The organism is Caulobacter rhizosphaerae, from assembly GCF_010977555.1.
Classification (GTDB): Bacteria; Pseudomonadota; Alphaproteobacteria; order Caulobacterales; family Caulobacteraceae; genus Caulobacter; species Caulobacter rhizosphaerae.
Genome location: NZ_CP048815.1, coordinates 1140794 through 1163974 on the forward strand (window position 1 = coordinate 1140794; position 23181 = coordinate 1163974).

The 23181-nt window shown below is 70.1% G+C and carries 24 protein-coding genes, 1 tRNA gene and 2 pseudogenes; 14 read left to right on the top strand and 13 right to left on the bottom strand.

The window, feature by feature from the left end; all coding sequences use genetic code 11:
• The first annotated feature begins 1 nt into the window (after nt 1).
• On the top strand, nt 2-1408 hold the full coding sequence (locus tag G3M57_RS05295) for a sensor histidine kinase (protein WP_056753233.1): 1407 nt from the start codon (nt 2-4) through the stop codon (nt 1406-1408).
• 11 nt (nt 1409-1419) lie between these two features.
• On the opposite strand, the gene G3M57_RS05300 is transcribed toward G3M57_RS05295, so the two are convergent.
• From G3M57_RS05300 to G3M57_RS05310, 3 genes are all read right to left on the bottom strand, one after another.
• Nucleotides 1420-1962, bottom strand: a complete 543-nt coding sequence (locus G3M57_RS05300; protein ID WP_163229235.1) for a hypothetical protein — start codon at nt 1960-1962, stop codon at nt 1420-1422.
• A 115-nt stretch (nt 1963-2077) separates the two neighbouring features.
• Complete coding sequence (locus tag G3M57_RS05305; RefSeq protein ID WP_163229237.1) at nt 2078-2977, bottom strand: M56 family metallopeptidase; 900 nt, start codon at nt 2975-2977, stop codon at nt 2078-2080.
• Nucleotides 2967-3335 (bottom strand): BlaI/MecI/CopY family transcriptional regulator, encoded by a 369-nt coding sequence (locus tag G3M57_RS05310; RefSeq protein WP_163229239.1) that lies wholly within the window; start codon nt 3333-3335, stop codon nt 2967-2969. Before G3M57_RS05310 ends, G3M57_RS05305 begins: the two co-directional genes overlap by 11 nt.
• Nucleotides 3336-3448: 113 nt before the next feature.
• On the opposite strand from G3M57_RS05310, the gene G3M57_RS05315 reads away from it, so the two are divergent.
• The 3 genes from G3M57_RS05315 (at nt 3449) to msrQ (ending at nt 8131) form a co-directional block, all read left to right on the top strand.
• Nucleotides 3449-6346, top strand: a complete 2898-nt coding sequence (locus G3M57_RS05315; RefSeq protein ID WP_163233658.1) for a bifunctional [glutamine synthetase] adenylyltransferase/[glutamine synthetase]-adenylyl-L-tyrosine phosphorylase — start codon at nt 3449-3451, stop codon at nt 6344-6346.
• A 226-nt stretch (nt 6347-6572) separates the two neighbouring features.
• Complete coding sequence (gene msrP, locus G3M57_RS05320) at nt 6573-7493, top strand: protein-methionine-sulfoxide reductase catalytic subunit MsrP (RefSeq protein ID WP_056753220.1); 921 nt, start codon at nt 6573-6575, stop codon at nt 7491-7493.
• Complete coding sequence (msrQ, locus tag G3M57_RS05325; protein ID WP_163229240.1) at nt 7493-8131, top strand: protein-methionine-sulfoxide reductase heme-binding subunit MsrQ; 639 nt, start codon at nt 7493-7495, stop codon at nt 8129-8131. Before msrP ends, msrQ begins: the two co-directional genes overlap by 1 nt.
• Nucleotides 8132-8187: 56 nt before the next feature.
• Here the strand turns inward: msrQ and G3M57_RS05330 are convergent, their stop codons facing one another.
• From G3M57_RS05330 to sfsA, 7 genes are all read right to left on the bottom strand, one after another.
• Nucleotides 8188-8886 carry a lysozyme inhibitor LprI family protein gene (locus G3M57_RS05330; protein ID WP_163229242.1) on the bottom strand — a complete coding sequence of 233 codons (699 nt, stop codon included), beginning with the start codon at nt 8884-8886 and terminating at the stop codon, nt 8188-8190.
• A 4-nt stretch (nt 8887-8890) separates the two neighbouring features.
• Nucleotides 8891-9544 (bottom strand): lysozyme inhibitor LprI family protein, encoded by a 654-nt coding sequence (locus G3M57_RS27125; RefSeq protein ID WP_208789660.1) that lies wholly within the window; start codon nt 9542-9544, stop codon nt 8891-8893.
• A gap of 48 nt (nt 9545-9592) precedes the next feature.
• Complete coding sequence (locus G3M57_RS05340) at nt 9593-10840, bottom strand: dipeptidase (protein WP_163229244.1); 1248 nt, start codon at nt 10838-10840, stop codon at nt 9593-9595.
• A gap of 195 nt (nt 10841-11035) precedes the next feature.
• Nucleotides 11036-11611: an RcnB family protein gene (locus tag G3M57_RS05345; protein ID WP_230983962.1), complete on the bottom strand. Its 576-nt coding sequence runs from the start codon at nt 11609-11611 to the stop codon at nt 11036-11038.
• Between the two features lie 87 nt (nt 11612-11698).
• Nucleotides 11699-12451: a RadC family protein gene (radC, locus tag G3M57_RS05350; protein WP_188916262.1), complete on the bottom strand. Its 753-nt coding sequence runs from the start codon at nt 12449-12451 to the stop codon at nt 11699-11701.
• A 97-nt stretch (nt 12452-12548) separates the two neighbouring features.
• Nucleotides 12549-13379 carry a type I methionyl aminopeptidase gene (gene map, locus G3M57_RS05355; protein ID WP_056754195.1) on the bottom strand — a complete coding sequence of 277 codons (831 nt, stop codon included), beginning with the start codon at nt 13377-13379 and terminating at the stop codon, nt 12549-12551.
• A 10-nt stretch (nt 13380-13389) separates the two neighbouring features.
• Nucleotides 13390-14103 carry a DNA/RNA nuclease SfsA gene (sfsA, locus tag G3M57_RS05360; protein ID WP_163229246.1) on the bottom strand — a complete coding sequence of 238 codons (714 nt, stop codon included), beginning with the start codon at nt 14101-14103 and terminating at the stop codon, nt 13390-13392.
• Between the two features lie 51 nt (nt 14104-14154).
• On the opposite strand from sfsA, the gene G3M57_RS05365 reads away from it, so the two are divergent.
• Entirely contained in the window at nt 14155-14934 is a 780-nt protein-coding gene (locus tag G3M57_RS05365; protein ID WP_163229248.1) for a competence/damage-inducible protein A, read from the top strand.
• A gap of 25 nt (nt 14935-14959) precedes the next feature.
• On the opposite strand, the gene G3M57_RS05370 is transcribed toward G3M57_RS05365, so the two are convergent.
• Nucleotides 14960-15310, bottom strand: coding sequence for a helix-turn-helix domain-containing protein (locus G3M57_RS05370; RefSeq protein ID WP_243692243.1), 351 nt, complete (start codon nt 15308-15310; stop codon nt 14960-14962).
• A 158-nt stretch (nt 15311-15468) separates the two neighbouring features.
• On the opposite strand from G3M57_RS05370, the pseudogene G3M57_RS27895 reads away from it, so the two are divergent.
• The 4 genes and pseudogenes from G3M57_RS27895 to G3M57_RS05390 form a co-directional block, all read left to right on the top strand.
• Nucleotides 15469-15612, top strand: a pseudogene (locus tag G3M57_RS27895) (hypothetical protein); the annotation flags it as partial.
• 229 nt (nt 15613-15841) lie between these two features.
• The gene (locus G3M57_RS05380) at nt 15842-16207 is read left to right on the top strand and encodes a hypothetical protein (protein ID WP_163229250.1); all 366 of its coding nucleotides are present in this window, start codon (nt 15842-15844) and stop codon (nt 16205-16207) included.
• A gap of 203 nt (nt 16208-16410) precedes the next feature.
• Nucleotides 16411-16752 (top strand): hypothetical protein, encoded by a 342-nt coding sequence (locus G3M57_RS05385; protein ID WP_056753996.1) that lies wholly within the window; start codon nt 16411-16413, stop codon nt 16750-16752.
• Nucleotides 16753-16820: 68 nt separating this feature from the next.
• Nucleotides 16821-17264, top strand: a complete 444-nt coding sequence (locus tag G3M57_RS05390) for a hypothetical protein (protein ID WP_163229252.1) — start codon at nt 16821-16823, stop codon at nt 17262-17264.
• On the opposite strand, the gene G3M57_RS05395 is transcribed toward G3M57_RS05390, so the two are convergent.
• Nucleotides 17265-17351: transfer RNA gene (locus G3M57_RS05395), tRNA-Leu, on the bottom strand.
• Nucleotides 17352-17464: 113 nt separating this feature from the next.
• On the opposite strand from G3M57_RS05395, the gene G3M57_RS05400 reads away from it, so the two are divergent.
• The 5 genes from G3M57_RS05400 (at nt 17465) to G3M57_RS05420 (ending at nt 23048) form a co-directional block, all read left to right on the top strand.
• Entirely contained in the window at nt 17465-17629 is a 165-nt protein-coding gene (locus G3M57_RS05400; RefSeq protein ID WP_156402163.1) for a hypothetical protein, read from the top strand.
• Between the two features lie 122 nt (nt 17630-17751).
• Nucleotides 17752-19041, top strand: a complete 1290-nt coding sequence (locus G3M57_RS05405) for a Xaa-Pro dipeptidase (protein ID WP_163229254.1) — start codon at nt 17752-17754, stop codon at nt 19039-19041.
• Nucleotides 19042-19150: 109 nt separating this feature from the next.
• On the top strand, nt 19151-21277 hold the full coding sequence (locus G3M57_RS05410) for an ATP-binding protein (RefSeq protein WP_163229256.1): 2127 nt from the start codon (nt 19151-19153) through the stop codon (nt 21275-21277).
• A gap of 95 nt (nt 21278-21372) precedes the next feature.
• A complete protein-coding gene (locus G3M57_RS05415; protein ID WP_163229258.1) occupies nt 21373-22386 on the top strand; it encodes a methionine ABC transporter ATP-binding protein in 1014 nt (337 codons plus the stop codon).
• Nucleotides 22383-23048, top strand: coding sequence for a methionine ABC transporter permease (locus G3M57_RS05420; RefSeq protein WP_163229260.1), 666 nt, complete (start codon nt 22383-22385; stop codon nt 23046-23048). The genes G3M57_RS05415 and G3M57_RS05420 overlap by 4 nt, the downstream gene beginning before the upstream one ends.
• On the opposite strand, the pseudogene G3M57_RS05425 reads toward G3M57_RS05420, so the two are convergent.
• Nucleotides 23048-23175, bottom strand: a pseudogene (locus G3M57_RS05425) (hypothetical protein); the annotation flags it as partial. The gene G3M57_RS05420 and the pseudogene G3M57_RS05425 sit on opposite strands and share 1 nt — an antisense overlap.
• Between the last annotated feature and the right edge of the window lie 6 nt (nt 23176-23181).

Here is a 23181-nt window from a genome sequence, read left to right on the forward strand (position 1 = left end):
CATGCGCCTGCCGCGCCTGATCCGATCGACGCCGTTCCGGCTGACCCTGCTGTTCCTGGCCCTGTTCGCGGCGGCCGCCAGCGCGTTCCTCGGCTATATCTACATCGCCACCGCCGGCGAGGTGAACCGGCGCGCCGACGCCGAGATCACCCGCGAAATGGAGAGCCTGGAGGCCGCCTATCGGGTGGGCGGGGTCAACGCCCTGAACCAGACCATCGTCGAGCGCGCCACCGGCGAGCGGCCGTTCCTGTACCTGCTGCTCGACAAGGACGGCAAGCGGATCTCCGGCTCGATCGAGGAGTCGCCGATCGACGACTTCACCGGTCCGGGGCCGACCTGGGAGACCTTCAAGCTCACCGAGACCGACATCGACGGCGCCGAGGTCAAGCGCGCGGCGCGCGGCGTGCAGGAACGACTAAGCGGCGGCGAGGCCCTGTTCGTCGGGGCCGACGTCCAGGAGTCGGAAGGCTATGTGATGAAGATCGTCCGGGCCCTGCGCGGGGCCGGGGCGCTGGTCATCATCCTGGGCCTGGCCGGCGGGGTGCTGATCAGCCGCAACGTCTCGCGCAGCATGCAGGGCCTGGTCGACGTGGTGAACGCGGTGCGGGCCGGCGACCTGCACGCCCGGGCCCGGGTGCGCGGCACGCGCGACGAGTATGACGAGCTGGCCGAGGGCCTGAACGACATGCTCGACCGCATCGAGCGGTTGATGGGCGGCCTGCGCCATGCCGGCGACGCCATCGCCCACGACCTGCGCTCGCCGCTCACCCGACTGCGGGCCCGCATGGAGGTGGCCCTGATCGACGCCGAGAACGGCAAGGGCGATCCCGTGGCCGCCCTGGAGACCGCCCTGATGGACGCGGATGGCGTGCTCAAGACCTTCAACGCGGTGCTGGCCATCGCCCGCCTGCAGGCGGCCGGCGAGGCGCCGAACCAGACGGTGTTCGACGCCAGCGAACTGGCCTCGGACATGGCCGAGCTCTACGAGGCCGGCTGCGAGGACAAGGGCCTGGATTTCAAGGCCGAGATCGTCCCGGCCCTGGGCGTGCGCGGCAACCGCGAGTTCATCGCCCAGGCCCTGGCCAACATCCTGGACAACGCCATCAAATATACGCCGGAGGGCGGGGCGGTGATGCTGCGGGCCCGGCGCACCTCGTCCAGCGAGCTGGAGTTTTCGGTCACCGATACGGGCCCCGGCGTGCCCGAGGCCGACCGCGCCCGGGTGGTCCAGCGCTTCGTGCGGCTGGAGAACAGCCGCAGCGAGCCGGGGGCGGGACTGGGCCTGTCGCTGGTCCAGGCGGTGGCCGCCTCGCACGGCGGGCGACTGGAATTGGCCGAGGGGCCCGGCGAATACGGCGGCTTCGGCCCGGGCCTGCGGGTGGCGCTGCTGCTGCCGCGCGTGGAGTAGGGCGCAGCGACCTACCGCCCGTACACGACGTCGAAGCACCGCTGCCGGCCCAGCTTCGTCGGGCAGAAGCCGGTTTCCTCCGAGCCTTCGCGAATGACCACGTAGCGATCGCGCTTGCAGGCCCACCATTCCTCCTCGAAACCGGGCCGGCCGTCCTGCTTGAACACCGGCTCGTCGCCCTGGGCGTAGAAGCGGGTCATGCCCGTCAGGCCGCCGAAACTGCCCCAGCCGTTGACCAGGCCGCAGACCCGGCCGTCGCGCCGCGCCCACACCTTGCCCAGTTCCAGGGCGTGCGGTTGTGCCAGGCGGGCGACCAGTCGCGGCTTGACGCTGGCCCAGCGCACCCGCGCCATCGATCGAGCCTGGAGGAGTTGGGCGCCCGCAGCCGGAGCCTTGGGCTCGACCTTCATCCCGTAGCGCACCGTGAACATCACCATCAGCCCGACGGCGACGGCGACCAGGGCCATGACGCCCAGGTCGAAGATCCTCACCGCCAGCGCCTTGCGACGGCTGCGGCGACCGCGCGCCACGGGCATCCTGAGAACGAAGGTCATGATCGCGGCCCGCCTGTCGCCGCGCCGAGCGCGGACTACATCTGTAGTTCCAAAGAACTTACAGGTGTAATTCTAACCGTCAAGCGGGCGGTGGGGCGATCGAGACGCGGCGATGTCAGTGATGCAGCTTGGGCAGGGTGATGCCGTCGACCGGGCTGTCGCCGACGAACCGGCCCGGCCAGGAGATCTCCTGATTGGGCAGCGGGCCGCGCGGCGTGACGGTCCAGACGCCCAGGGCGGTGACCACGGCGATCAGGGCGATCGTCGCGGCGCCGGCCGTCTGGCGCCGATAGCTGGGCTCGGGCCGGGCCAGCAGCTTGACCCGCAGCAACAGCGGATGGGCGGCGAAGAAGCAGGCCAGGGGCGAGCCCGTCCGGCGCGTATGGGCCTCCAGCAGCGCCTCGGCATAGGGGCGGCGCAGCTTGGGCCGCAGGCTCAGGACGGAGGCGTCGCAGGCCATCTCCTGGTCCAGCCGCGCGCACAGGGCGCCCAGGTGGATCAGCGGATTGCACCAGCCCAGGACTTGGATGCCGGCGATGGCCAGGTTGGCGATCGGGTCGCCGCGCTTGATGTGGGCGCGCTCGTGCAGGTCGACCATCTTGCGGGCCTGCTCGTCGAAGCGGGTCGAAAAGTCGGCCGGCAGCACGATGCGGGGCCAGAAGACGCCCATGACGGCCGGGCCGGCGCGTCCGGCCTCGGCCCGGGCGCGGAAGGCGCGTTCCTGCAGCAGGATCACCGTGGCCAGGGCGACGCCGCCGGCCAGCCAGATCGCCAGCACCAGCACCGCGCGCTCCTCGCCCATCAGCGGCGGCGGCGCGCCCGAGCCCAGGGTCTCCGACAGGCTCGGGAACACCGTGGCGATCGCCGCCACCGGCACCAGGGCCCACAGGCGATAGGCCAGGCCGGCCCCGAACGCCGCGCGCATCGGCCCGCGCAGCAGCAGGACCAGCAGCACCGCGGCGGCGGCCGCCGCCTGGGTGCGCAACAGGGTCAGGGCCAGCAGTTCAGCCATCATGTTCGAGACCCTCGATCAGAGTCTTCAGTTCCTTGATCTCGTCGGTCGACAGCGCGCGGTGCTGGGCGAAATGCGCCACCAGCGGCGTCAGCTGGCCGTCGAAAAGGCGGTTGAGCAGGCTCTGGCTCTCGGCCTGCACATAGTCGGCGCGCTGGATGATCGGGGCGTAGCGCGCCCGGCCGTCGATGCGGTCCGAGCGGATCGCCTTGCGCTTCAGCAGGCGGTTGATCAGCGTCTTGACTGTGGCCTCGCCCCAGCCCTGCGCCTCGGCGACCTCGGCCATGATCTCGTCCACCGTCAGGGGCTGGCGCGTCCACAACGCGTCCATGATGCGGCTTTCGGCCTGGGTGATGTTCATGGCGTTCGGTCTCCAACTGCAACGATTACGCCTGTAACATCACCTGTCAAGCGGTCGTGGACGCTACACGAGACGGGATGACCTCGCCGCCCGCCCGCGCCACAGTGGCCGCCATGACTCGTCTGCTCGAACGTCTCGCCCCCTGTGGTCCCATCGCTGATCCCAAGGCCGCCGAACGGGCCCATGAGGCGATCATCCGGCGGGTCGGCGAGGCCGCGCCGCTGGTCGAGGCCGCCTGGCCCGCCCTGGCGCCGATCTTCGCCGCCTCGCCCTACCTGAGCGGCCTGGCGCGGCGCGACGGCCAGAGGCTGCCGTCGATCCTGACCGCCGATCCCGAGGCGCGCCTGGCCCAGATCCTGGCCGCGGCCGAGGCGGTCGCCGCCGAGCCGGACTTCGAGACGGCCCGCCGCGCGATGCGCGAGCTGAAGGCCGACCTGCACCTGCTGACCGCCCTCGCCGACCTGGGCGGGGTCTGGGACCTGGACGCGGTCACCGCGGCCCTGACCCGCTTCGCTGACGCGACCCTGCACGCGTCCCTGGCCCAGGCGGTGCGGCTGGAGGTGGCGCGCGGGGCCCTGACCCACGTCGGCGATGGCCCGGACGGCCCGGCCCCGGGGCTGTTCTGCATCGCCATGGGCAAGCACGGGGCCTTCGAGCTCAACTATTCCAGCGACATCGATTTCTCGATCTTCTACGCGCCGGAAGCCCTGCCGGTCGCCGACGGCGTCGAGCCGCAGGGCGTGGCGGTGCGCATCGCCAACCACCTGGGCCGGCTGCTGGCCGAGCGCACGACGGACGGCTACGTGTTCCGCATCGACCTGCGCCTGCGCCCCGACCCGTCCTCGACCCCGCCCGCCATGCCGATCGACGCGGCCCTCGATTACTACGAGAGCGTCGGTCAGAACTGGGAGCGGGCGGCGCACATCAAGGCGCGGATCTGCGCCGGCGACCTGGGGCGCGGCGAAGCGTTCCTGGCCGAGCTGCAGCCGTTCATCTGGCGCAAGAACCTCGACTTCGCGGCCATCGCCGACATCCACTCGATCAAGCGCCAGATCCACGCCTACAAGGTCGACGACCGGCTGACCGCCAAGGGCGCGGACCTGAAGCTGGGGCGCGGCGGCATTCGCGAGATCGAGTTCTTCGTCCAGACCCAGCAGTTGATCCTGGGCGGCCGCCATCCGGACCTGCGCAGCCCCCGCACCCTGGAGGCCCTGGCCGCCCTGTCCGACGCCGGCCACGTGACGCCCGAGGACCGCGACTATCTGATCAAGGCCTATCGCGACCTGCGCGCCCTGGAGCACCGGGCCCAGATGATCGCCGACGACCAGACCCACAAGCTCCCGGAGTCCGACGCCGACCGCAAGAGGGTGGCCGCCCTGTGGGGGCACGCAGGCCTGCGCGGCTTCGATGCGGCGGTCGGTCAGATCCTCAAGGGCGTGAACCGCCGCTACGGCGCGCTGTTCAAGGGCGAGGAGGCGCTGTCGTCGCGGTTCGGCAGCCTGGTGTTCACCGGCGTCGAGGACGATCCGGAGACCCTGGCCACGCTCAAGCGCATGGGCTTTTCCCATCCCGAGCGGGTGGCCGCCACGATCCGCGGCTGGCACCACGGCCACATCGCCGCCACCCGCACCGAGCGGGGCCGCGAGCTGTTCACCCGCCTGGCCCCGCGCCTGCTGGACGCCGCCAACGCCACGGGCGCGCCCGACGACGCCTTCAACCGGTTCAGCGACTTCTTCGCGGGCCTCAGCAGCGGGGTGCAGATCCAGTCGCTGTTCCTGGCCCAGCCGCGCCTGTTCGAGCTGATCGTCGAGGTCATGGCCTTCGCCCCGCGCCTGGCCAGCACCCTGGCCCGGCGGCCGACAGCGCTGGACGCCCTGCTGGACCCGGCCTTCTTCGGGCCGATGGAGATGCCGACTGAGCCGCCCTGGGATCCGGCCGATTTTGAGGGCGCGATGAACGCCGCCCGGCGGCTGTTCCGCGACCAGAGCTTCCGGATCGGCGTGCGGGTGATCAGCGGCACGGCGGGCGCCCGCGACGCAGGGGCGGCCTTCGCCGACCTGGCCGACCTGATCGTCGGCGGCCTGGCCCCGGCGGCCCTGGCCGAGGTCGCGCGGCTGGGCGGCGCATTCCCGGGCCAGGTGGCCGTGGTCGCGCTGGGCAAGGCCGGCTCACGGGAGATGACGGCCAAGTCCGACCTTGACCTGATGACCCTCTACGCCGCCGACGCCCCGGCAGGCCAAGGGGAGGCGGTGTCGGCGATCAAGGGCTGGGCGGCCGACAGCTTCTACGCCCGCTTCACCCAGCGCCTGACCTCGGCCCTGTCGGCCCCGACCGGCGAGGGCACACTGTACGAGGTGGATTTGAAGCTGCGGCCCTCGGGGACCAAGGGGCCGGTGGCGGTCAGCTTCGCGGCCTTCGAGGACTATTACGAGCGCGAGGCCGAGACCTGGGAGCTGCAGGCCCTGACCCGGGCGCGGGTGATCTGGGCCTCGTCGCCGGCCTTCCAGGCCCGGGCCGAAGCGGCCATCGCCACGGCCCTGCGCCGGGCGCGCGATCCGAAGAAGACCGCCGTCGACGTGCTGGAAATGCGCCAGCTGATGGAGGACGAGCGGCCCGGCAAGGGCGACTGGGATCTCAAGCTGACGCCCGGCGGCCTGGTCGACATCGAGTTCGCCGCGCAGTTCCTGCAACTGGTCCATGCGGCGCAGGGCGGCCCTCTGGCGCAGAACACCGGCGAGGCCCTGGCGGCTCTGGGCCGCGCGGGCCTGGGTGATCCGGCGGCCCTGGCGGCGCTGGAGGGGGCCTGGCGGCTGGAGCAGGACCTGTCGCAGCTGCTGAAGGTGGCGTTGGAGGACGGGCATGATCCGGACACCGAGCCCAAGGCGTTCCGGGCGCTGCTGGCCCGGGCCGGCGGGGTGCGGGAATTCCGGTCGCTGAAGACCAAGCTGGCCAAGGCCAAGGTGGAGGCGCGGGCGGCGTTCGAGGCGGTGGTGAGGGCTCCCGCCAAATAGATCCTCCCCCTGTGGGGGAGGTGTCGGCGAAGCCGACGGAGGGGGGAGTAGGTGGGGGAGTAATAGGAAGGCGGCTACTGTCCAATCGAACGCCTGCCACTCCCCCCACCGGCCTTCGGCCGCCTCCCCCAAAGGGGGAGGGTCTTTTTTGGGCGAAGTCCGTGCCTCCCTGTAACCATTCGCTCTGCCAGCACGTATCTTCCAGCGTAGCCCTGGAGCGTTCCCCATGCTGATCCGCCACGCCCCCGACCTGACCGACAAAGACGTCACCGATCGCAGTCTCTATCTGCGTCGGCGCGAATTCATCGGTGGGGCGGCGGGGCTCGGCCTGCTGGCGGCGGCCGGGACGGCCAGCGCGCGGGGCTTGGCCTACAAGCCGGGGTTCTCGACCACCGAGCCCAAGACCTCGAAGAAGGACATCACCAGCTACAACAACTTCTACGAATTCGGGGTCAACAAGGAGGATCCGTCCGAGAACGCCGGATCGCTCAAGACCCGCCCCTGGACGGTGCGCGTCGACGGCGAATGCGAGAAGCCGGCCAGCTTCGGGATCGACGACCTGATCAAGGGCCAGAAGCTGGAGGAGCGCATCTATCGCATGCGCTGCGTCGAAGGCTGGTCGATGGTGATCCCGTGGGTGGGCTTCCCGCTCAGGGACCTGATCGCCCAGGTTCAGCCGACCTCGAAGGCCAAATTCGTCGCCTTCGAGACCCTGATGCGGCCCTCCGAAATGCCGGGCCAGCGCTGGGACACCCTGCAATGGCCCTATCGCGAGGGCCTGCGTATCGACGAGGCGACCCACCCGCTGACGATCCTGGCCGTGGGCCTGTATGGCGACGTCCTGCCCAACCAGAACGGCGCGCCGCTGCGGCTGGTCGTGCCGTGGAAGTACGGCTTCAAGGGCGCCAAGTCGATCGTGCGGATCAGCCTGGTCGAGAAGCAGCCGGCCACCGCCTGGAACGTGCTGGCGCCGCGGGAGTACGGCTTCTATTCCAACGTCAATCCGGCCGTGGACCATCCGCGCTGGTCGCAGGCCACCGAGCGCCGCATCGGCGAGTTCCGCCGCCGCGAGACCCTGCCGTTCAACGGCTACGGCCAATATGTCGCCGACCTCTATCGCGGCATGGACCTGAAGCGGGACTTCTGATGGACGCCTCGGTGAAGCGGGCGGCCACGCGCAAGCGCCCCTCCAAGACCCAGGACAACCTGGTCTACGCCGCCGTCTGGCTGGCCTGTCTCGCGCCTCTGGTCTGGCTGGCCTGGCGCGGGTTCAGCGGCGACCTGGGGGCCAACCCGATCGAGACGCTGATCCGCCAGATCGGCGTCTGGGGCCTGCGCCTGCTGCTGGTCGGCCTGGCGATCACCCCGGCCGCGCGGATCCTCAAGAAGCCGCGCCTGGTCCGCTTCCGCCGCACGATCGGCCTGTTCGCCTTCAGCTACATCTGCCTGCATCTGCTGACCTATATCGGCGTCGACCTGTTCTTCGACTGGGGCCAGCTGTGGAAGGACATCCTCAAGCGGCCGTTCATCACCCTTGGCATGGCCGGCTTCGTGCTGCTGGTCCCACTGGCCGTGACCTCGACCAACGGCTGGGTGGTCCGCCTGGGCCGCGCGACCTGGCAGAGGCTGCATTGGCTGATCTACCTGATCGTCCCGCTGGGCGTGGCCCACTACTACCTGCTGGTGAAGGCCGACCACCGGCCGCCGCTGGTCTATGCGGCGATCCTGGCGGTGCTCCTGGGCTGGCGGGTGTGGGACGCGTGGCGGAGGCGTGTCCGTTCTTAGGCCCAATTTTTATCCGCTCATCCCGGCGTTCGCCGGGATGAGCGGACTTTGGTTTCCTAGAACAGCTCCGCTTCCGGATCCCGCGTCTGGTCTCGCTTCCACCAGCCGCCCAGCTTCGCGCCGCCGCACGGACCTTTCTGGGTCACGGTCACCTCGTCGACGCTGAACGACGCGTCCAGCCGACAGGCGTCGGGGCCGGTCCCGGCCAGCGGGAAGGCGACGATGGTCTGGCCGGGGACGACCTTCACCTTGGCCCCGTCGTCGGTGAAGCCCTGGGAGGTGTTGGCGTCGGCCAGCTGGTAGGCGAGCTCCAGCCCCGTCGGCGTCGCCTTGACGCTGAGGAAATCCTGGCCCCGCGTATAGATCCCGCTCAGCCGGAAGCCCGGGTTTCTCAGCACCGCGATGCGGTCGGCGTGGATGGTCCGCAGGCAGGACAGGGCGGTCTCGTCATCTTCGCAGAGGATCCCGCCTCCACTCATCCCCGGCGTTTCCAAGGCGCGCGCACCCATCCAGCCGCGTTGGCTTATCCGCACATAGGCGGCGATCTTGCCGTCCCAGAGCTTCAGCGCCTCGCCATAGGCCTTGGCCAGGTCCTCGTCCTGGCGCGACAGCTGCGGGTCCTTGCAGATCAGCGTCTCGACCTTGGTGCGGGCCTTGGCGCAGTCGAAGCTGGCCGCGGCGGCCGGCGAAACTGACAGCGATGGGATGACGGCGGCCAGGAGCAGGGCCGCGAGTGTGGCGACGAGACGAGTCATTGGTCTACTCCCCAAGATAGGGCGACTTGGCCGGATCGCGCCGGAAGGCGCGGGAGTCCGCCCCCCGCTCGCAGACCTCCGTCTTCGGCGCGGAGAGGGTGGCGGCGTCCTGGGTGAAGGTCAGCACGCGCGGGCAGCCGGCATCGTCGAAGCGCAACTTGCCCGCCGCATCGACGTCGCCCTCGGCCTGCAGCAGCATGTTCCCCTTCGGGTCCGGGCAGAGGTAGAGCGTGACCCCGATGCCGGCGTCGGGATAGCTGGGCGTCACGTCCAGATAAACGCCGTCCTGCGGGCAGCGCCCAGCGACGTAGCGGCCCATCCACTTCAAGCTGGGATGGGTCAGGAAGGTCAGGCGGCGCTCGTAGTCTTCCTTCAGGCAGGCGACGTCGGCCTTGCAGATGCCGTTGCGGTCCTTCAGCCACTCCCGCTGTTCGTTGCGGATGAAGACCGGCCAGTTCCCCGCCGGCCACAGGCCCTGGGCCGCCTTGAACGCCGCGGCCACCTGCTCGTCCAGCTTGGAGACCGCCGCGTCCTTGCAGATCGCCTTCTCGGTCGGCGTGCCGGCCTTGGCGCAATCGAAACTGGCGGCCCAGCTCGCCGTCGGCGCGGCAAGCCAGACCAGGGCGGCGACGCCGACCCAACACGCGACACGAACCATTCGGAACCCTCCCGGACCGATGTCCGGCCAGGGTAACCGAGAACGGCGTTATCCGATAGGCTTGGCCTTGGCGGCTTCCTTCGTCGCGTAGTCCTGGGCCTGCCGCACGATGCGCAGCACGTTGCCGCCCCAGATCGCCGCCACGTCGGCGTCGGTGTAGCCGGCCGCCTTCAGCCGGGCGGTGACCTTGGGCAGGTCGGCGACGTCCTCGAAGCCGATCACCCCGCCGCCGCCGTCCCAGTCGGCGCCGATCCCCACATGCTCGGGCCCGACCACCTTCAGGGTGTGGGTCAGGCTGGCCATGAAGTCCTCGAAGCTGGCGCGGACCGGCGGGAACTTCGCGTCGACCTCGGCGCGCTTCTTCAGATAGGCGACCATCTGCGCCTCGGTCGCCGTCTCGCTGTCGGGCGCGGTCCCCAGGGCCTTCAGGGCGGCCACGCGTTCGGGGCTGGCGGCGGTGTTCTTCAGATAGACCGAGTTGATGCAGATCACGCCGCCGGCGTCGGCGATCTTCTTCAGCCGGCCGTCGTCAAGATTACGCGGGTGGTCGTAGATCGCCCTGGCCCCCGAGTGCGAGGCGATGATCGGGACCTTCGACAGCTGCACGGCCTGGTCCACCACGTCGTCGGAGGCGTGGCTGACGTCGACCAGGATCCCCAACCGGTTGGCCTCGGCCAGCCAGCGCAGGCCCAGGGGCGAGAAGCCATGCCAGATCGGCTTGTCGGTCGAGCTGTCGGCGAACTGGTTGTTCTTGAAGTGCACCGGCCCGGCCATCCGCACGCCGGTCTTGTAGAAGGTGTCCATCAGGGTGAGGTCCTCACCCATCGGCCAGCTGTTCTCGATGCTCTGGAAGACGACCTTCTTGCCGGCCTTGTTGATCCGCTCGGCGTCGTCGGCGGTGTAGGCCAGCTCGAACCTGTCCGAATGGCCCGCGACCATCTCCCGGATCTCGGTCGCGCGCTCCAGGGCGAAGTCGCGGGCCTGGCGATAGCCCTCGGCGGTCAGGTCACCCTGGGCTGTGTAGATCACGAAGAACCCGCCATCCAGGCCGCCGGCGTCCATGCGCGGCAGGTCCACCTGGGTGCCGTCGGCCTTGACCGCGTGCCGCTCGACCATGCTCCAGCCCTGGCGGGCGAAGTGCTCGGGGGTGTCCAGGTGGGTGTCCAGGGTCAGGGCCCGTTCGTGCAGGGCGCGGTCGGCCTTAGAGACCTCACCCGGCTTGGGAGCGTCCGCCGCATCAGCGGTTGAGGCGAGGAGGGCGGCGGAGCCGAAGAGAACGGTCAGCAGGCGGGTCATCTGGGCTCCGACGCGGCGTTGAGGCGGCCACGCTCGGGGATCGCGGGCGGACGGTCAAGGCCGCAAGCCCCCTCCGGCCCTTCGGGCCAGCTCCCCCAACGGGGGAGGATCTTTTCCCACCAGATGCTCCCCCTTTGGGGGAGCTGTCGCGGAGCGACTGAGGGGGCTCGCTCCGCGATCAAGCCGTACGATGGGCTAGTAGAACGCCCCGTAGATGGCGTCGTCGATCCGTCCGGTGCGGGTGTCGACCAGCAGCAGGTCGGGCCCGTAGCGCACCCAGCGGTAGCCCCACGGCGGACCTTCCAGCCCCATGCGCCAGTAGTCTTCGTAGTAGTAGCCCGGCGTCAGGAACAGCGACGGCAGCATCAGGCCGATGGTCCAGCGCCTATAGCGATAGCCGCGCGGATAGCGCCAGCGCGGTCCGCGGATCGGCCGGAAGCCGGGGGGACGGCCCGAGCCGGGGCGGTGCGGTCCCAGGGGCGGCGGCCGGCCGGGACGCGGCGGCGGCGGACGATGGCCGCCCGGCGGACGGGGCGGCGGCTTCGGCGTGGGCCGAGGCGGCGGACCGCCGGGGTTGGGTCTTGGCGGCGGGCCCGATCCCGAGGGCGGGCGTCCGCCACCCTGTCCGCCACCGGCACCGCCGCCGGAGCCGGGAGGTCGTCCTCCGCCTTGTCCGCCGCCGGGGCGGCCGTGCGGTTCGTTCGACTGGGCCAGGCCGATGCCGGGGATCAGCAGGCCCAGGGCCGAGGCGAGGAGAAAACGCCGGTTCATCGCAATCCTCCGAAAGCCCCCCGGCCGAGGTCGACTATAGCCCGCGATCGAAAATGCAAAAGCAGGTTGTATCGATGCGCCGCTCGCTCAGAACAGTCCCAGCGCCTTGAAGCTGGCCACGCCGTCGCGGCCGACCACCAGGTGGTCGTGGACATTGATCTTCAGCGCCTTGCCGGCCTCGACGATCTGCTTGGTCATCTCGATGTCGGGCCGCGACGGGGTGGGGTCGCCGCTGGGATGGTTGTGCAGCAGGATGATGTTGCTGCTCGACAGCTCCAGCGCCCGGCGCATCACCTCGCGCGGATAGACCGGGGCGTGGTCGACCGTGCCGTGGTTCATCACCTCGTCGGCGATCAGCTGGTTCTTGTTGTCGAGGAACAGCACGCGGAACTGCTCGCGCGGCTCGTTGGCCAGGGCGACGCGGACATAGCCCAGCAGCGCCGTCCAGGACGAGATCACCGTCCGCTTGGCGATCTTGTCGCGGCCGGCCCGCAGGGCGGCCTCGTGCAGCAGCTTCAGGTCGATCGCGGCGGTCTCGCCGACGCCGGGCACGGTCTTCAGCTCCTCGATCGAGGCCGAGATCGTCGCCCCGAACGAGCCGAACCGGGCCAGCAGCGCCTTGGCCTTCGGCTTGACGTCGCCGCGTGCGAAAGTGCGGAACAGGTACAGCTCCAGCAGTTCGTAGTCGGGCAGGGCCGCCAGTCCGCCGGCCTTGGCCCGCTCGCGCAGGCGCTCGCGATGGCCAAGCTGGTGGGCGGCCGGGCTCCTGGCCGGCGGGTCGGCCGGGGCGGCGTCGGCCACGCCCGGCGGGGTCGCCTTCAGTGATCTGCCGCTGACCATCGCACCCCCGCCTTGCGAGAGCGAATTAGGTCAGATCAATTGAGGGTTGTCGAGGCCCCTCAACCGCTTCGCGACAGCTCGCCCAAAAGGGGAGCCTTCAGCCGCCCAGGATGGCCGGCTGGAACAGGCCGGCGGGCGAGGCGGTGAACACCTCGTAGCCATCCTCGGTGACGCCGATCGAGTGCTCGCACTGGGCCGACAGCGACTTGTCGCGGGTCACGGCCGTCCAGCCGTCGCCCAGCACCTTCACGGCCGGCTTGCCCAGGTTCACCATCGGCTCGACGGTGAAGAACATGCCCGGCTTCAGCACCGCGCCCTGGCCGGGGCGGCCGAAGTGCAGGATGTTGGGCGCGTCGTGGAACACCTTGCCCAGGCCGTGGCCGCAGAAGTCGCGCACCACGCTGCAGCGCTGGGCCTCGACATAGGACTGGATGGCGTAGCCGATGTCGCCCAGGGTCGCGCCCGGCTTCACCGCGTCCAGGCCGCGCTTCATGCCCTCGTAGGTGATCTCGACCAGGCGGCGGGCGCGGGGCCCCACCTCGCCAACGCCGTACATCCGCGAGGTGTCGCCGTGCCAGCCGTCGACGATCACGGTGACGTCGATATTGACGATGTCGCCCTCGCGCAGCGCCCACTCGCCGGGAATGCCATGGCAGACCACGTGGTTGCGCGAGATGCAGACCGTCTTGGGATAGCCGCGATAGAACAGGCAGGCGGGCAGGGCGCCGTGGTCGAGGATGAACTCGCGGGCCAGGGCGTCCAGGTGGTCCGACGACACCCCGGGCTGGACGTGCGGGATCAGCATGTCCAGGCACTCGGCCGCCAGCTTGCCGGCGCGGCGCATGCCCTCGAAATCTGCGGGCTTGTGGATCTTGATCGCGCCGGTGCGGGTCTCGGCTTCGATCTCGGCCGTGTCTTCAAGGGTCATGGCGGTGGTCTCAAACTGTCGGTGCGTCCCGCCAGGGAATGCGCCGGGAAATACGGATTTCGTTCGGGCTTATGTCGCAACGATAGCACAGAACTTCAACGCCCGCCTCCGCCGCGTCTCTCAGGCCTCTGGCGTAGACCGGATCCAGGTCCCCGCAGGCGGCGAAGCTGTCGCAGTCGGTGCGCTGGATCACGAACAGCTGCACGGCTCGCGCGCCCTTGGCGACCTCGGCGGCCAGGTCCTTCAGGTGCTTGGCGCTGCGGGCGGCCACGCAGTCGGGGAACTCGGCCAGGGTCCCGTCGCGGCGGTAGTGGCAGTTCTTGACCTCCAGCCAGCAGGCCGGCCGGTCAGGGTGGGTCAGCAGGAAGTCGACCCGGCTGGCCTCGCTGTACTTCACCTCGGGGCGAATGGTCGTGTAGCCGGCCAGTTCCGGGATGGCGTCCGCCGCCAGGGCCTCGGCGACAAGGCGGTTGGGGTTCATGGTGTTGACGCCCACCAGCCCGCCGTCCGCTTCCACCAGTTGCAGCGTCCAGGCCAGCTTGCGCTTGGGATCGCCCGACCAGGAGACCCAGGCGGCCAGGCCAGGATCCTTCAGGCCCAGCATGGCGCCGGGATTGGGGCAGTGCGCGGTGATCTCGCGCCCATCGTCCAGCACCATGTCGACGAAGAAACGCTTGTAGCGCTGGACGATGACGCCGCGCGCCATTGGTTGCGGGAGAAGCATGGGGGCCTTAAGTCGGACGGCGAAGATGTGCGGATGTAGGGGATCACGGCCATGACCACCACCCAGGCCAAGAGTGGCGAGCGCGTGACGGCGGCGGTCCTGATCATCGGCGACGAGATCCTGTCGGGCCGCACCCAGGACGTGAACCTCAACGCCATCGCCAAGTACCTGGCCACCTATGGCGTCGACCTGTGCGAGGCGCGGGTGGTGCCCGACGTCGAGCAGGAGATCGTCGACGCGGTCAACGCGCTGAGAACCAAGTACGACTATGTCGTCACCACCGGCGGCATCGGCCCCACCCATGACGACATCACCGCCGATTCGGTGGCCAAGGCGTTCGGCGTCGCTGCGCCCGAGCATCCCGAGATCATGGCCATGCTGCGCGAGCGCTGGGGCGAGCCCAACGCCGCCCGCCGGCGCATGGCCCACGTGCCCGAGGGCGGGACTCTGGTGAAGAACCCCGTACAGGGGCCGCCGGGCTTTCAGATCGGCAATGTCTTCGTGCTGGCCGGGGTGCCGGCGATCATGCGCGGCATGCTCGACGACGTCGGCCCGCGCCTGCGCACCGGGGCGGTGGTGATCAGCAAGACCGTCCGCGTCACCGGCACCGGCGAGGGCACGATCGCCGCGCCGCTGGAGGCGGTGGCCAAGGCCCATCCGGACCTGTCGATCGGCAGCTATCCGTTCTTCGCCCCGCCCGACGTCTACGGCGCCAGCCTGGTGATCCGCGGCCGCGATCCGGCCGAGGTCGATGTGGCGGTCGAGGAGTTGGTGGCCGCGCTGTCGGAGGTCGGGGCGAAGGGGATCGAACGGCTGGAGGCGGGAGCCTAGCTGGCGGCGCTTTTCGTCCCGAAGGTCAGGCCACGTCGGCCGTCTCGTCCGGCTCGACCAGGGTCCTGGCGACGTTGAGGATCGCCTTGCGGCCCTTGGGCGTGGCCTGGCCATAGGCGCGCAGCAGGTCGATGGCGCCCGGCGTCGAGAGCGCCGTCAGCATGGCCACGTCCTGCTCGGCCACCACGTCCTCGCCCACCAGGCTGCCGACCGTGGTCTGCAGCTTGGCGGCGATGCGCACCAGCATCGAGGCCGAGACCCGGTTGGTGCCCCGCTCGTATTTCTGAACCTGCTGGAAGGTCAGTCCCAGCACCTGGGCCAGCTCATCCTGGCTGATCTTCATGTGGCGTCGCTGAACCCGGATGCGGGTGCCCACCGCGACGTCGATAGGATCTGGACCCGTCGGCGTTTCCAAAAGCCGTCCCCCGCTGAAATGGCGATTTCAGAACTATCGGCTTGGCCTTGGCCGACCGCAATGCATTCTTGCACCGTATGCGGCGCGTCGGGCGCCGGCGACAAACGTTTTCGAGCGTGATGGACAGGCCTTCGACCCCTCCGGCGCCCAATATTCAGCTGCTCACTCAACGAGAGCGGGAAGCCCTGCGCTGGGTGGCCGAACACAGGTTGTCCAAAGAAATCGGCCCGCTGATGGGGGTTTCCAAGTCGCGCGCCGACGCCCTGGTCGAAAGCGCCTGCCGCAAGCTGGGCGTCAGCGGCCGGCGCGCCGCGGCCCGGGTGCTGGCCGCCCACGACCCCGCCACGCCGCCCGCCGCCCGCGCGACCCCGAACGGCGGCCCTCCCGGCCATGGGACTGAATCCCACAGCGACTCAATGGGACTGTCGCCCGTCCAGCCAAAGCCGTCCGATGCCGTCTCGACATTCCGAGAGACGGACCAAGACCGTGAACATGAGCGTGGTGAACGACAACGAAGTGACCAGCCTGGGGGCGACCCGCCTGGGTCTGCTGGTGCGCCGGGCGCTGCAGGTCCGCGAGGCGGCGGCCCAGTTCGAGCACGACTGGCCGCGGCTGGCGAACCGGCCGCCGATGCCGGGCTTCGCCTGGACGGAGCTGGAGCGCCAGCTGCAGGACCTGGCGCCGGACGCCCTGTCGCCGATGGTCCGGGACCTGGTCTCGGCGGTCCGCAAGGAGGCGGGCCCCAAGCCGCCGGAGATGGTGCTGCGCGAGATCCTGATCATCACGGCCACGTTGCTGGACGAGGCCTTTCACACGAAGTGGCACGAAGCCTGGGCGGAGGGTACGACCATGTCCTGAGCCCCGCCGTTCGCCTGCTGTTCGTCCTCGCCATCGCCGCCGCCTGCAGCCTGCTGATCGGCGGCCTCCTGGGGACCCGGCAAGTCGCCCATTTCTTCCAAGTCCTGCGCCACGGCTGAACCCTCGGGGCTGAAATCCTGCGACGGGCGCCGGGGCGTCCGTCATCAGCAATGCGCCCTCGGGCGCTGGGGGAGCACCGTCACATGAAACGCCGCATCGTCGCCGAGCGATTGGCCAACCACCTGTTCACCACCGAGGAGGCCGTGGACACCACCCTGGCCCTGATGGGCGACCTGATCGCGGCCATGCCGCGGGCCCGCCTGGAGGCGGGCCTGGCCGCCCGCGTCGGCCAGCAGGCCGTCGACCGCGTGCTGGAAGCCGCCTCGGGCATGGCCAGCGCCCGCCGCTCGCTGATCGCCGCCCACGAGGCGCTGGCGGAAGCCAAGGACCAGGTCGGGCTGCGCCGGATCACCCTGGTCGGCGGCGGTGACAAGGCCGGCGACGTGCCGCGCACCGGCCACCTGCACGAGGTCAAGAGCGCCTGAGCCGCCGTCGGAGGCCTTGGCCCAGCCGCGATTCGTGAGACACATGTCGCTCCTGGCGCGGGGGCGGCATGTTTTTCTTTTCGAACTTCTTCTCGATCCTGCCGACCCAGATCGCCGCCATGGTCATGCTGGCGGTCTGCGCCCTGGCCCTGCTGGTCGGCCGACGCCTGGAGCGCGGCCTGGCCGTGGTCACCGTCGTGGCCTGGTTCCTCTCCGCCGCCGTCCAGTCCCCCGACCGGGCGGCGGTGCAGTGGGGAATCTTCACGGTCGACATCGTCTACCTTCTGGTCCTGATCGCCCTGTGCTCGTTCGAGCGCCGGGTCTGGATTCTGTTCATGACCGCCTTCCAGCTGCTGGTGGTGCTGACCCACGTGGCCTTCCTGATCGACCACACCCTGATGCAGTGGGGCTTCTTCTCGGCCTACTACCTCTGGAGCGACGCCCAGCTGGCGGCGTTCGCGGTCGGCGTGGTCCAGGCGGGATGGGGGCGATGGAAGGCCCGGAAGGCCTGATGGTGCGGGCGGCCGGGATCGAACCGGCATAGCCTTGCGGCTGACAGATTTTAAGTCTGTTGCGTCTACCAGTTTCGCCACGCCCGCACGGGTCCGACGACCCCTACAGCAGGTCGATTCCGGCGTCGAGGCGCCTGATGTCGGGCGGGCGGTCGGAACGCCGTCGCACGTGAGGACTTCTCCACGCAGGAGGATCCCCCATGACCGACAAGAAGACCGACGACCTGGACGAGGCGCTCAAGGCCGATCCCAAGCCCAAGCTGGACGACCAGGGCGACATCGCCGCCGACGACGCCGGCGCCACCGCCATGGCCGAGCGCGTGACCCGGTCCGCCGGGGTGCAGGGCGACGAGAAAGACCGCTAGCCACCGACCGAGGCGCCCGCCTTCGCGGCGCCGGAGGTAAACGCGGCCGTTACGGCTCGACGCGCGGCCGACGCATGATAGCGTCGCCATCCTCGATCGTTCGAGGACGGGGAAAGGTGATCATGCAGCGTGAACTGGCCGCTCTGGCTTTCGTGGCGACGGCCTGCGCCGCGCCCCTGTTTCCCGTCACGGCCGAGGCCGCCGAGGTCGAGGTGGTGCGCGCCGCCCGGCTGCTGGACGTGGCCACCGGCAAGTATGTCGACCGGCCGCAGGTGGTGATCACCGACGGGCGGATCTCGGCGGTGGGCAAGGCGGGCGACGCAGTCCCGGCCGGGGCCACGGTGGTCGACCTGCCCGACGCCACCCTGCTGCCGGGCCTGATCGACATGCACGTGCACCTGGACAGCGTCGCCGAGATCGGCGGCTACAACGGCCTGCAATACAGCGACGCCTTCTGGAGCGTGGTCCAGACCGCCAACGCCAAGCGCACGCTGGAGGCCGGCTTCACGACCGTGCGCAATGTCGGGTCGGAAAACTTCGACGACGTGGGTCTGCGCGAGGCGATCGACGAGGGCTACGTGCCCGGTCCGCGCATCGTCACCGCCACCTACGCCATCGGCGCGACGGGCGGCCACTGCGACCAGACCTTCTTCCCGCCGTCGATGAACCAGAAGAGCCCCTACAACGTCGACAGCCCCGACGAGGGCCGCAAGGTGGTGCGCACGCTGAAGAAGTACGGCGCCCAGGTGATCAAGATCTGCGCGACGGGCGGGGTGTTCTCGCACGGCGACGAGCCGGGCCAGCAGCAGCTGACCCTGGCCGAGATGCAGGCGATCGTCGACGAGGCCCACATGGCCGGGCTGAAGGTCGCCGCCCACGCCCACGGCGCGGCCGGGATCAAGGACGCCATCCGCGCCGGGGTCGACACCATCGAGCACGCCAGCCTGGTCGACGACGAGGGGATCAAGCTGGCGGTCCAGAAGGGCGCCTACTTCTCGATGGACATCTACAACACCGACTACACCCAGGCCGAGGGCGCCCGGAACGGCGTGCTGGAGGACAACCTGCGCAAGGACCGCGACATCGGCGAGGTGCAGCGCGAGAACTTCCGCAAGGCCCTGAAGGCCGGGGTGAAGATGATCTACGGCACCGACGCCGGGGTCTATCCGCACGGGACCAACGGCAAGCAGTTCGCGGTCATGGTCCGCTACGGCGCGACGCCGCTGCAGGCGATCCAGGCCGCGACCCTGACCGCGGCCCAGGCCCTGGGCCGCGACAAGGACGTCGGCCAGGTTGCCGTCGGTCGCTACGGCGACCTGATCGGGGTGTTCGGCGACCCGCTGGAGGACATCACGACGCTGGAGGAGCCAGTGTTCGTGATGAAGGGCGGGGCGGTCGTCGTGCGTCCCTAGATGGTCACGCTGCTACACAATGCCGCGGCGACCGCGGCGGGGAGTTAACGCCAAGGTTTTGTGGTGATGCTAGGCCAGTGTCCTGTCGTTCCTGGAGCCGCTGCGGACCATGAGGCTGACCTCCGCGCACCGCGCCTTCCGCCGCACCATGACCCTGATCGCGGGCGGCAATTCGCTGGGCACGGCGCTGCTGGCGATCGTCCAGGCGGTGGAGGCCGAGGACCCGAGCACCGTCTGCAGCATCCTGCTGCTGGACGCCGAGGGCGAGCACCTGCTGGTCGGCGCGGCCCCCGGTCTTCCCGATTTCTATAACCAGGCCATTCACGGCGTCCAGATCGGCCCGTCGGCCGGTTCGTGCGGCACGGCCGCCTTCACGGGGCGCCGGGTGGTCGTCGAGGATATCCAGACCGATCCCCTGTGGCTTGACTACAAGGCGCTGGCCGCCGAGGCCGGCGTCGCCGCCTGCTGGTCCGAGCCGATCCGCAGCGCCAGCGGCAAGGTGGTCGGCACCTTCGCCCTCTATCACCGCCAGTTGGCCAGGCCGAGCGAGGACGACATAGCGTTCATCGAGGCGGCGGCGGAACTGGCCGCCATCGCCATCGACCGTCAGCGGGCCGAGGACACTCTGATCGCCAGCGAGGCCCGCGCCCTGCGCGCCGCCCAGAGCGCCCTGGAGACGGCCAGCAACCTCACGACCTTCTTCGAGGTGTCGCTGGACATGCTGTGCATCCGCGACCTGGAGGGACGGTTCGTCAAGCTGAGTCGGGCCTGGGAGACGGTGCTGGGCTATTCGGTCGAGGAACTGCTGGGCGCGCCGCTGCTGCCCCTGTTGCATCCCGACGACGTCGCCGCCACCCAGGCGCACATGGCCCTGGCCAACGACTCGGGGGAGGTGGCCGGATTCGTGAACCGCTATCGCCGCCGCGATGGCGAGTATCGCCAGCTGGAATGGCGCGCGCGGCGGTCGGGCGAGCTGATCTTCGGCGTGGCCCGCGACGTCACCGAGCGGTTGCGCGACGAGGCCGAGATGGCCGCGGCCCGCCGCGCCGCCGAAGCCGCCAACCAGGCCAAGAGCGACTTCCTGGCCAATATGAGCCATGAGATCCGCACGCCGCTGAACGGCGTCATCGGCATCGCCGCGACGCTGAGCGACACGCCGCTGACCCCCGCCCAGCGCGAGATGGTCGACCTGATCCGCTGCTCCGGCGCCACGCTGGAGCGCCTGGTCTCCGACATCCTCGACGTCTCCAAGATCGAGGCGGGCCAGATGACCGTCGAGACCGGGGTGTTCGACCTCGACGCCGCCATCGACGGCCCGCTGGACGTCACCCGGCTGCGGGCCGAGGACAAGGGCCTGGTCTTCCGGATCGAGCGCGGTGAGGACGCCCGCGGGACCTTCCTGGGCGACAGCGTCCGCATCGGCCAGGTGCTCGGCAACCTGCTGTCCAACGCCCTGAAGTTCACCGACCGGGGCGAGATCGTCGCCCGGATCGAGGTCGAGACCGAGGGGGACCAGACGGTCGACGGCCAGACGGGCGTACGCCTGGTCCTGGAGGTCGAGGACACGGGCGTCGGCTTCGACGCGGCGCAGGGCGAGATGATCTTTCAGCGCTTCAGCCAAGCCGACTCGACGATCACCCGGCGCTTCGGCGGCACGGGCCTGGGCCTGGCGATCAGCAGGACCCTGGTCGAGATGATGGGCGGCGAGATCTCGGCCCGGTCGCGGCCGGGGAGCGGCAGCCTGTTCCGGGTGGTTCTGCCGCTGCAGCGGATCGAGGCCGCGGACCTCGCCCTGGCCGGCGAAGCCGGGGCCGGCCCGGCGCCGGCCGCCAGGCCCGAGGGGCTCCGCGTGCTGCTGGCCGAGGACCACCCTGTCAACCAGAAGGTCGTGCAGCTAATCCTGGAGCCGCATGGGGTCGAGGTCACTGTCGTCGACAACGGCGCCCTTGCCGTCGAAGCGTTCAGGACGGGCGGCTATGACCTGGTCCTGATGGACATGCAGATGCCGGTCATGGACGGCCTGGCCGCCACCCGGGCCATCCGGCGGCTGGAACAGCATGACCCCGCGGGCGCACCGATCCCGATCATCATGCTCAGCGCCAACGCCATGGCCCATCACCGCCAGGACGCCCTGCTGGCCGGCGCCGACCTGCACCTGGCCAAGCCGGTCACCGCGGCCGACCTGATCGGCGGAATTGGCCAGGCGCTGGACGAACGCGAGCGTCGCGCGGGCTGAAAACGGGCGGTCCGGCTTCACCTTTGGCCCGGCAGCGCCTAAATCGTGCGGCTCGCGGCGTTCGCGCCGACCGACCCTCCGCTCAAGGCCGCGCCGTGATCACCTTCGAAGACGTCTCCAAGACCTATGCCGGGCCTGGCGGGCGGGCGGGCGACCGCGCCGCCCTGGCGGGGGTCAGCCTGTCGGTCGCGCCGGGCGAGGTGTTCGGGGTGATCGGCGCCTCGGGGGCGGGCAAGTCCACCCTGATCCGGCTGATCAACGGCCTGGAGACGCCGTCGGGCGGCAAGGTGATCGTCGACGGCGACGACGTGGCGGCCTTGGGCGTGGAAGGGCTGAGGTCCTTGCGCCGCCGGGTCGGCATGATCTTCCAGCACTTCAACCTGCTGTCGTCCAAGACCGTGGCCGGCAACGTCGCCTTCCCGCTGAAGCTGGCCGGCCGTCCGGACGCCGAGGTCAAGGCGCGCACCGCCGAGCTGCTGGCGCGGGTGGGGCTGAGCGACTTCGCCGGCAAGTATCCGGCCCAGCTATCGGGCGGCCAGAAGCAGCGGGTCGGCATCGCCCGCGCCCTGGCCACCGGGCCCAAGGTGCTGCTGTGCGACGAGGCCACCAGCGCTCTGGATCCGGAGACCACCGAACAGATCCTGGAGCTGGTCTCGGGCCTCAATCGCGAGCTGGGCCTGACGATCGTGCTGATCACCCACGAGATGGACGTGGTGCGCCGGGTCTGCGACCGGGTGGCGGTGCTGGAGGCCGGCAAGGTCGTCGAGACCGGCCTCGTCGAGCAGGTGTTCCTGCATCCGGCCAGCGCCACGGCGCGGCGGTTCGTGATGGAGGCGGACGGTGTTCCCGGCGAGTCCGGCGCCGCGGTCGACGGCCGCGTGGTGCGCCTGACCTTCCGCGGCGAGGCGACCTACAGGCCCATCCTGGGCGCGGTGGCCCGCGAGACCGGGGTCGACTATTCGATCCTGGGCGGCCGCATCCATCGCCTGCGTGAGACCCCCTACGGCCAGCTGACCCTGTCCCTGACCGGCGGCGACGTCGAGGCCGCCATCGCCCGGTTCCAGGCCGACGGCGTCCGGGTCGACCTGGTCGCGGAGACCGGCCGATGAACAGCGCCCTGAGCAACATCGACTGGTCCGAGATCGGCCAGGCGACGATCGACACGCTGTCCATGCTGGGCGGCTCGATGGTGCTGACCGTGATCCTGGGCCTGCCCTTGGGCGTGATCCTGTTCCTGACGGGATCGGGCCAGATGCTGCGAAACCGGCTGGCCAACGGCGTGCTGTCGCTGGTGATCAACATCCTGCGCTCGGTGCCGTTCGTGATCCTGCTGATCGTGATGATCCCGCTGACCGTGGCCTTGGTCGGCACCTCGCTGGGCGTGGCGGGGGCGATCCCGCCGCTGGTGGTCGGCGCCGCGCCGTTCTTCGCCCGCCTGGTGGAGACCGCCCTGCGCGAGGTGGACAAGGGCGTGATCGAGGCCAGCTTCGCCATGGGCGCCAAGCGCCGGCAGGTGGTGCTGGGCGCCCTGCTGCCAGAGGCCATGCCGGGCCTGATCGCCGCGGCGACGGTGACGGCCATCGCCCTGGTGTCCTACACCGCCATGGCCGGCGTGGTCGGCGCGGGCGGCCTGGGCGACCTGGCCATCCGCTTCGGCTACCAGCGCTTTCAGACCGACGTGATGGTGGTGACCGTGGTGCTGCTGCTGGTGCTGGTCCAGGCGCTGCAGATGGTCGGCGACGCGGTGGTGCGCCGCGTCTCGCACCGGTAGCGCCCTGCGTCCTTCGAGGCCCGCTGCGCGGGCGCCTCAGGATGAGGACCTTTGTGCTGGCTTCCTCATCCTGAGGTGCGAGGCGCAGCCGAGCCTCGAAGGACGCAAGGCGTTCCCATTGCGCCAGGCGATA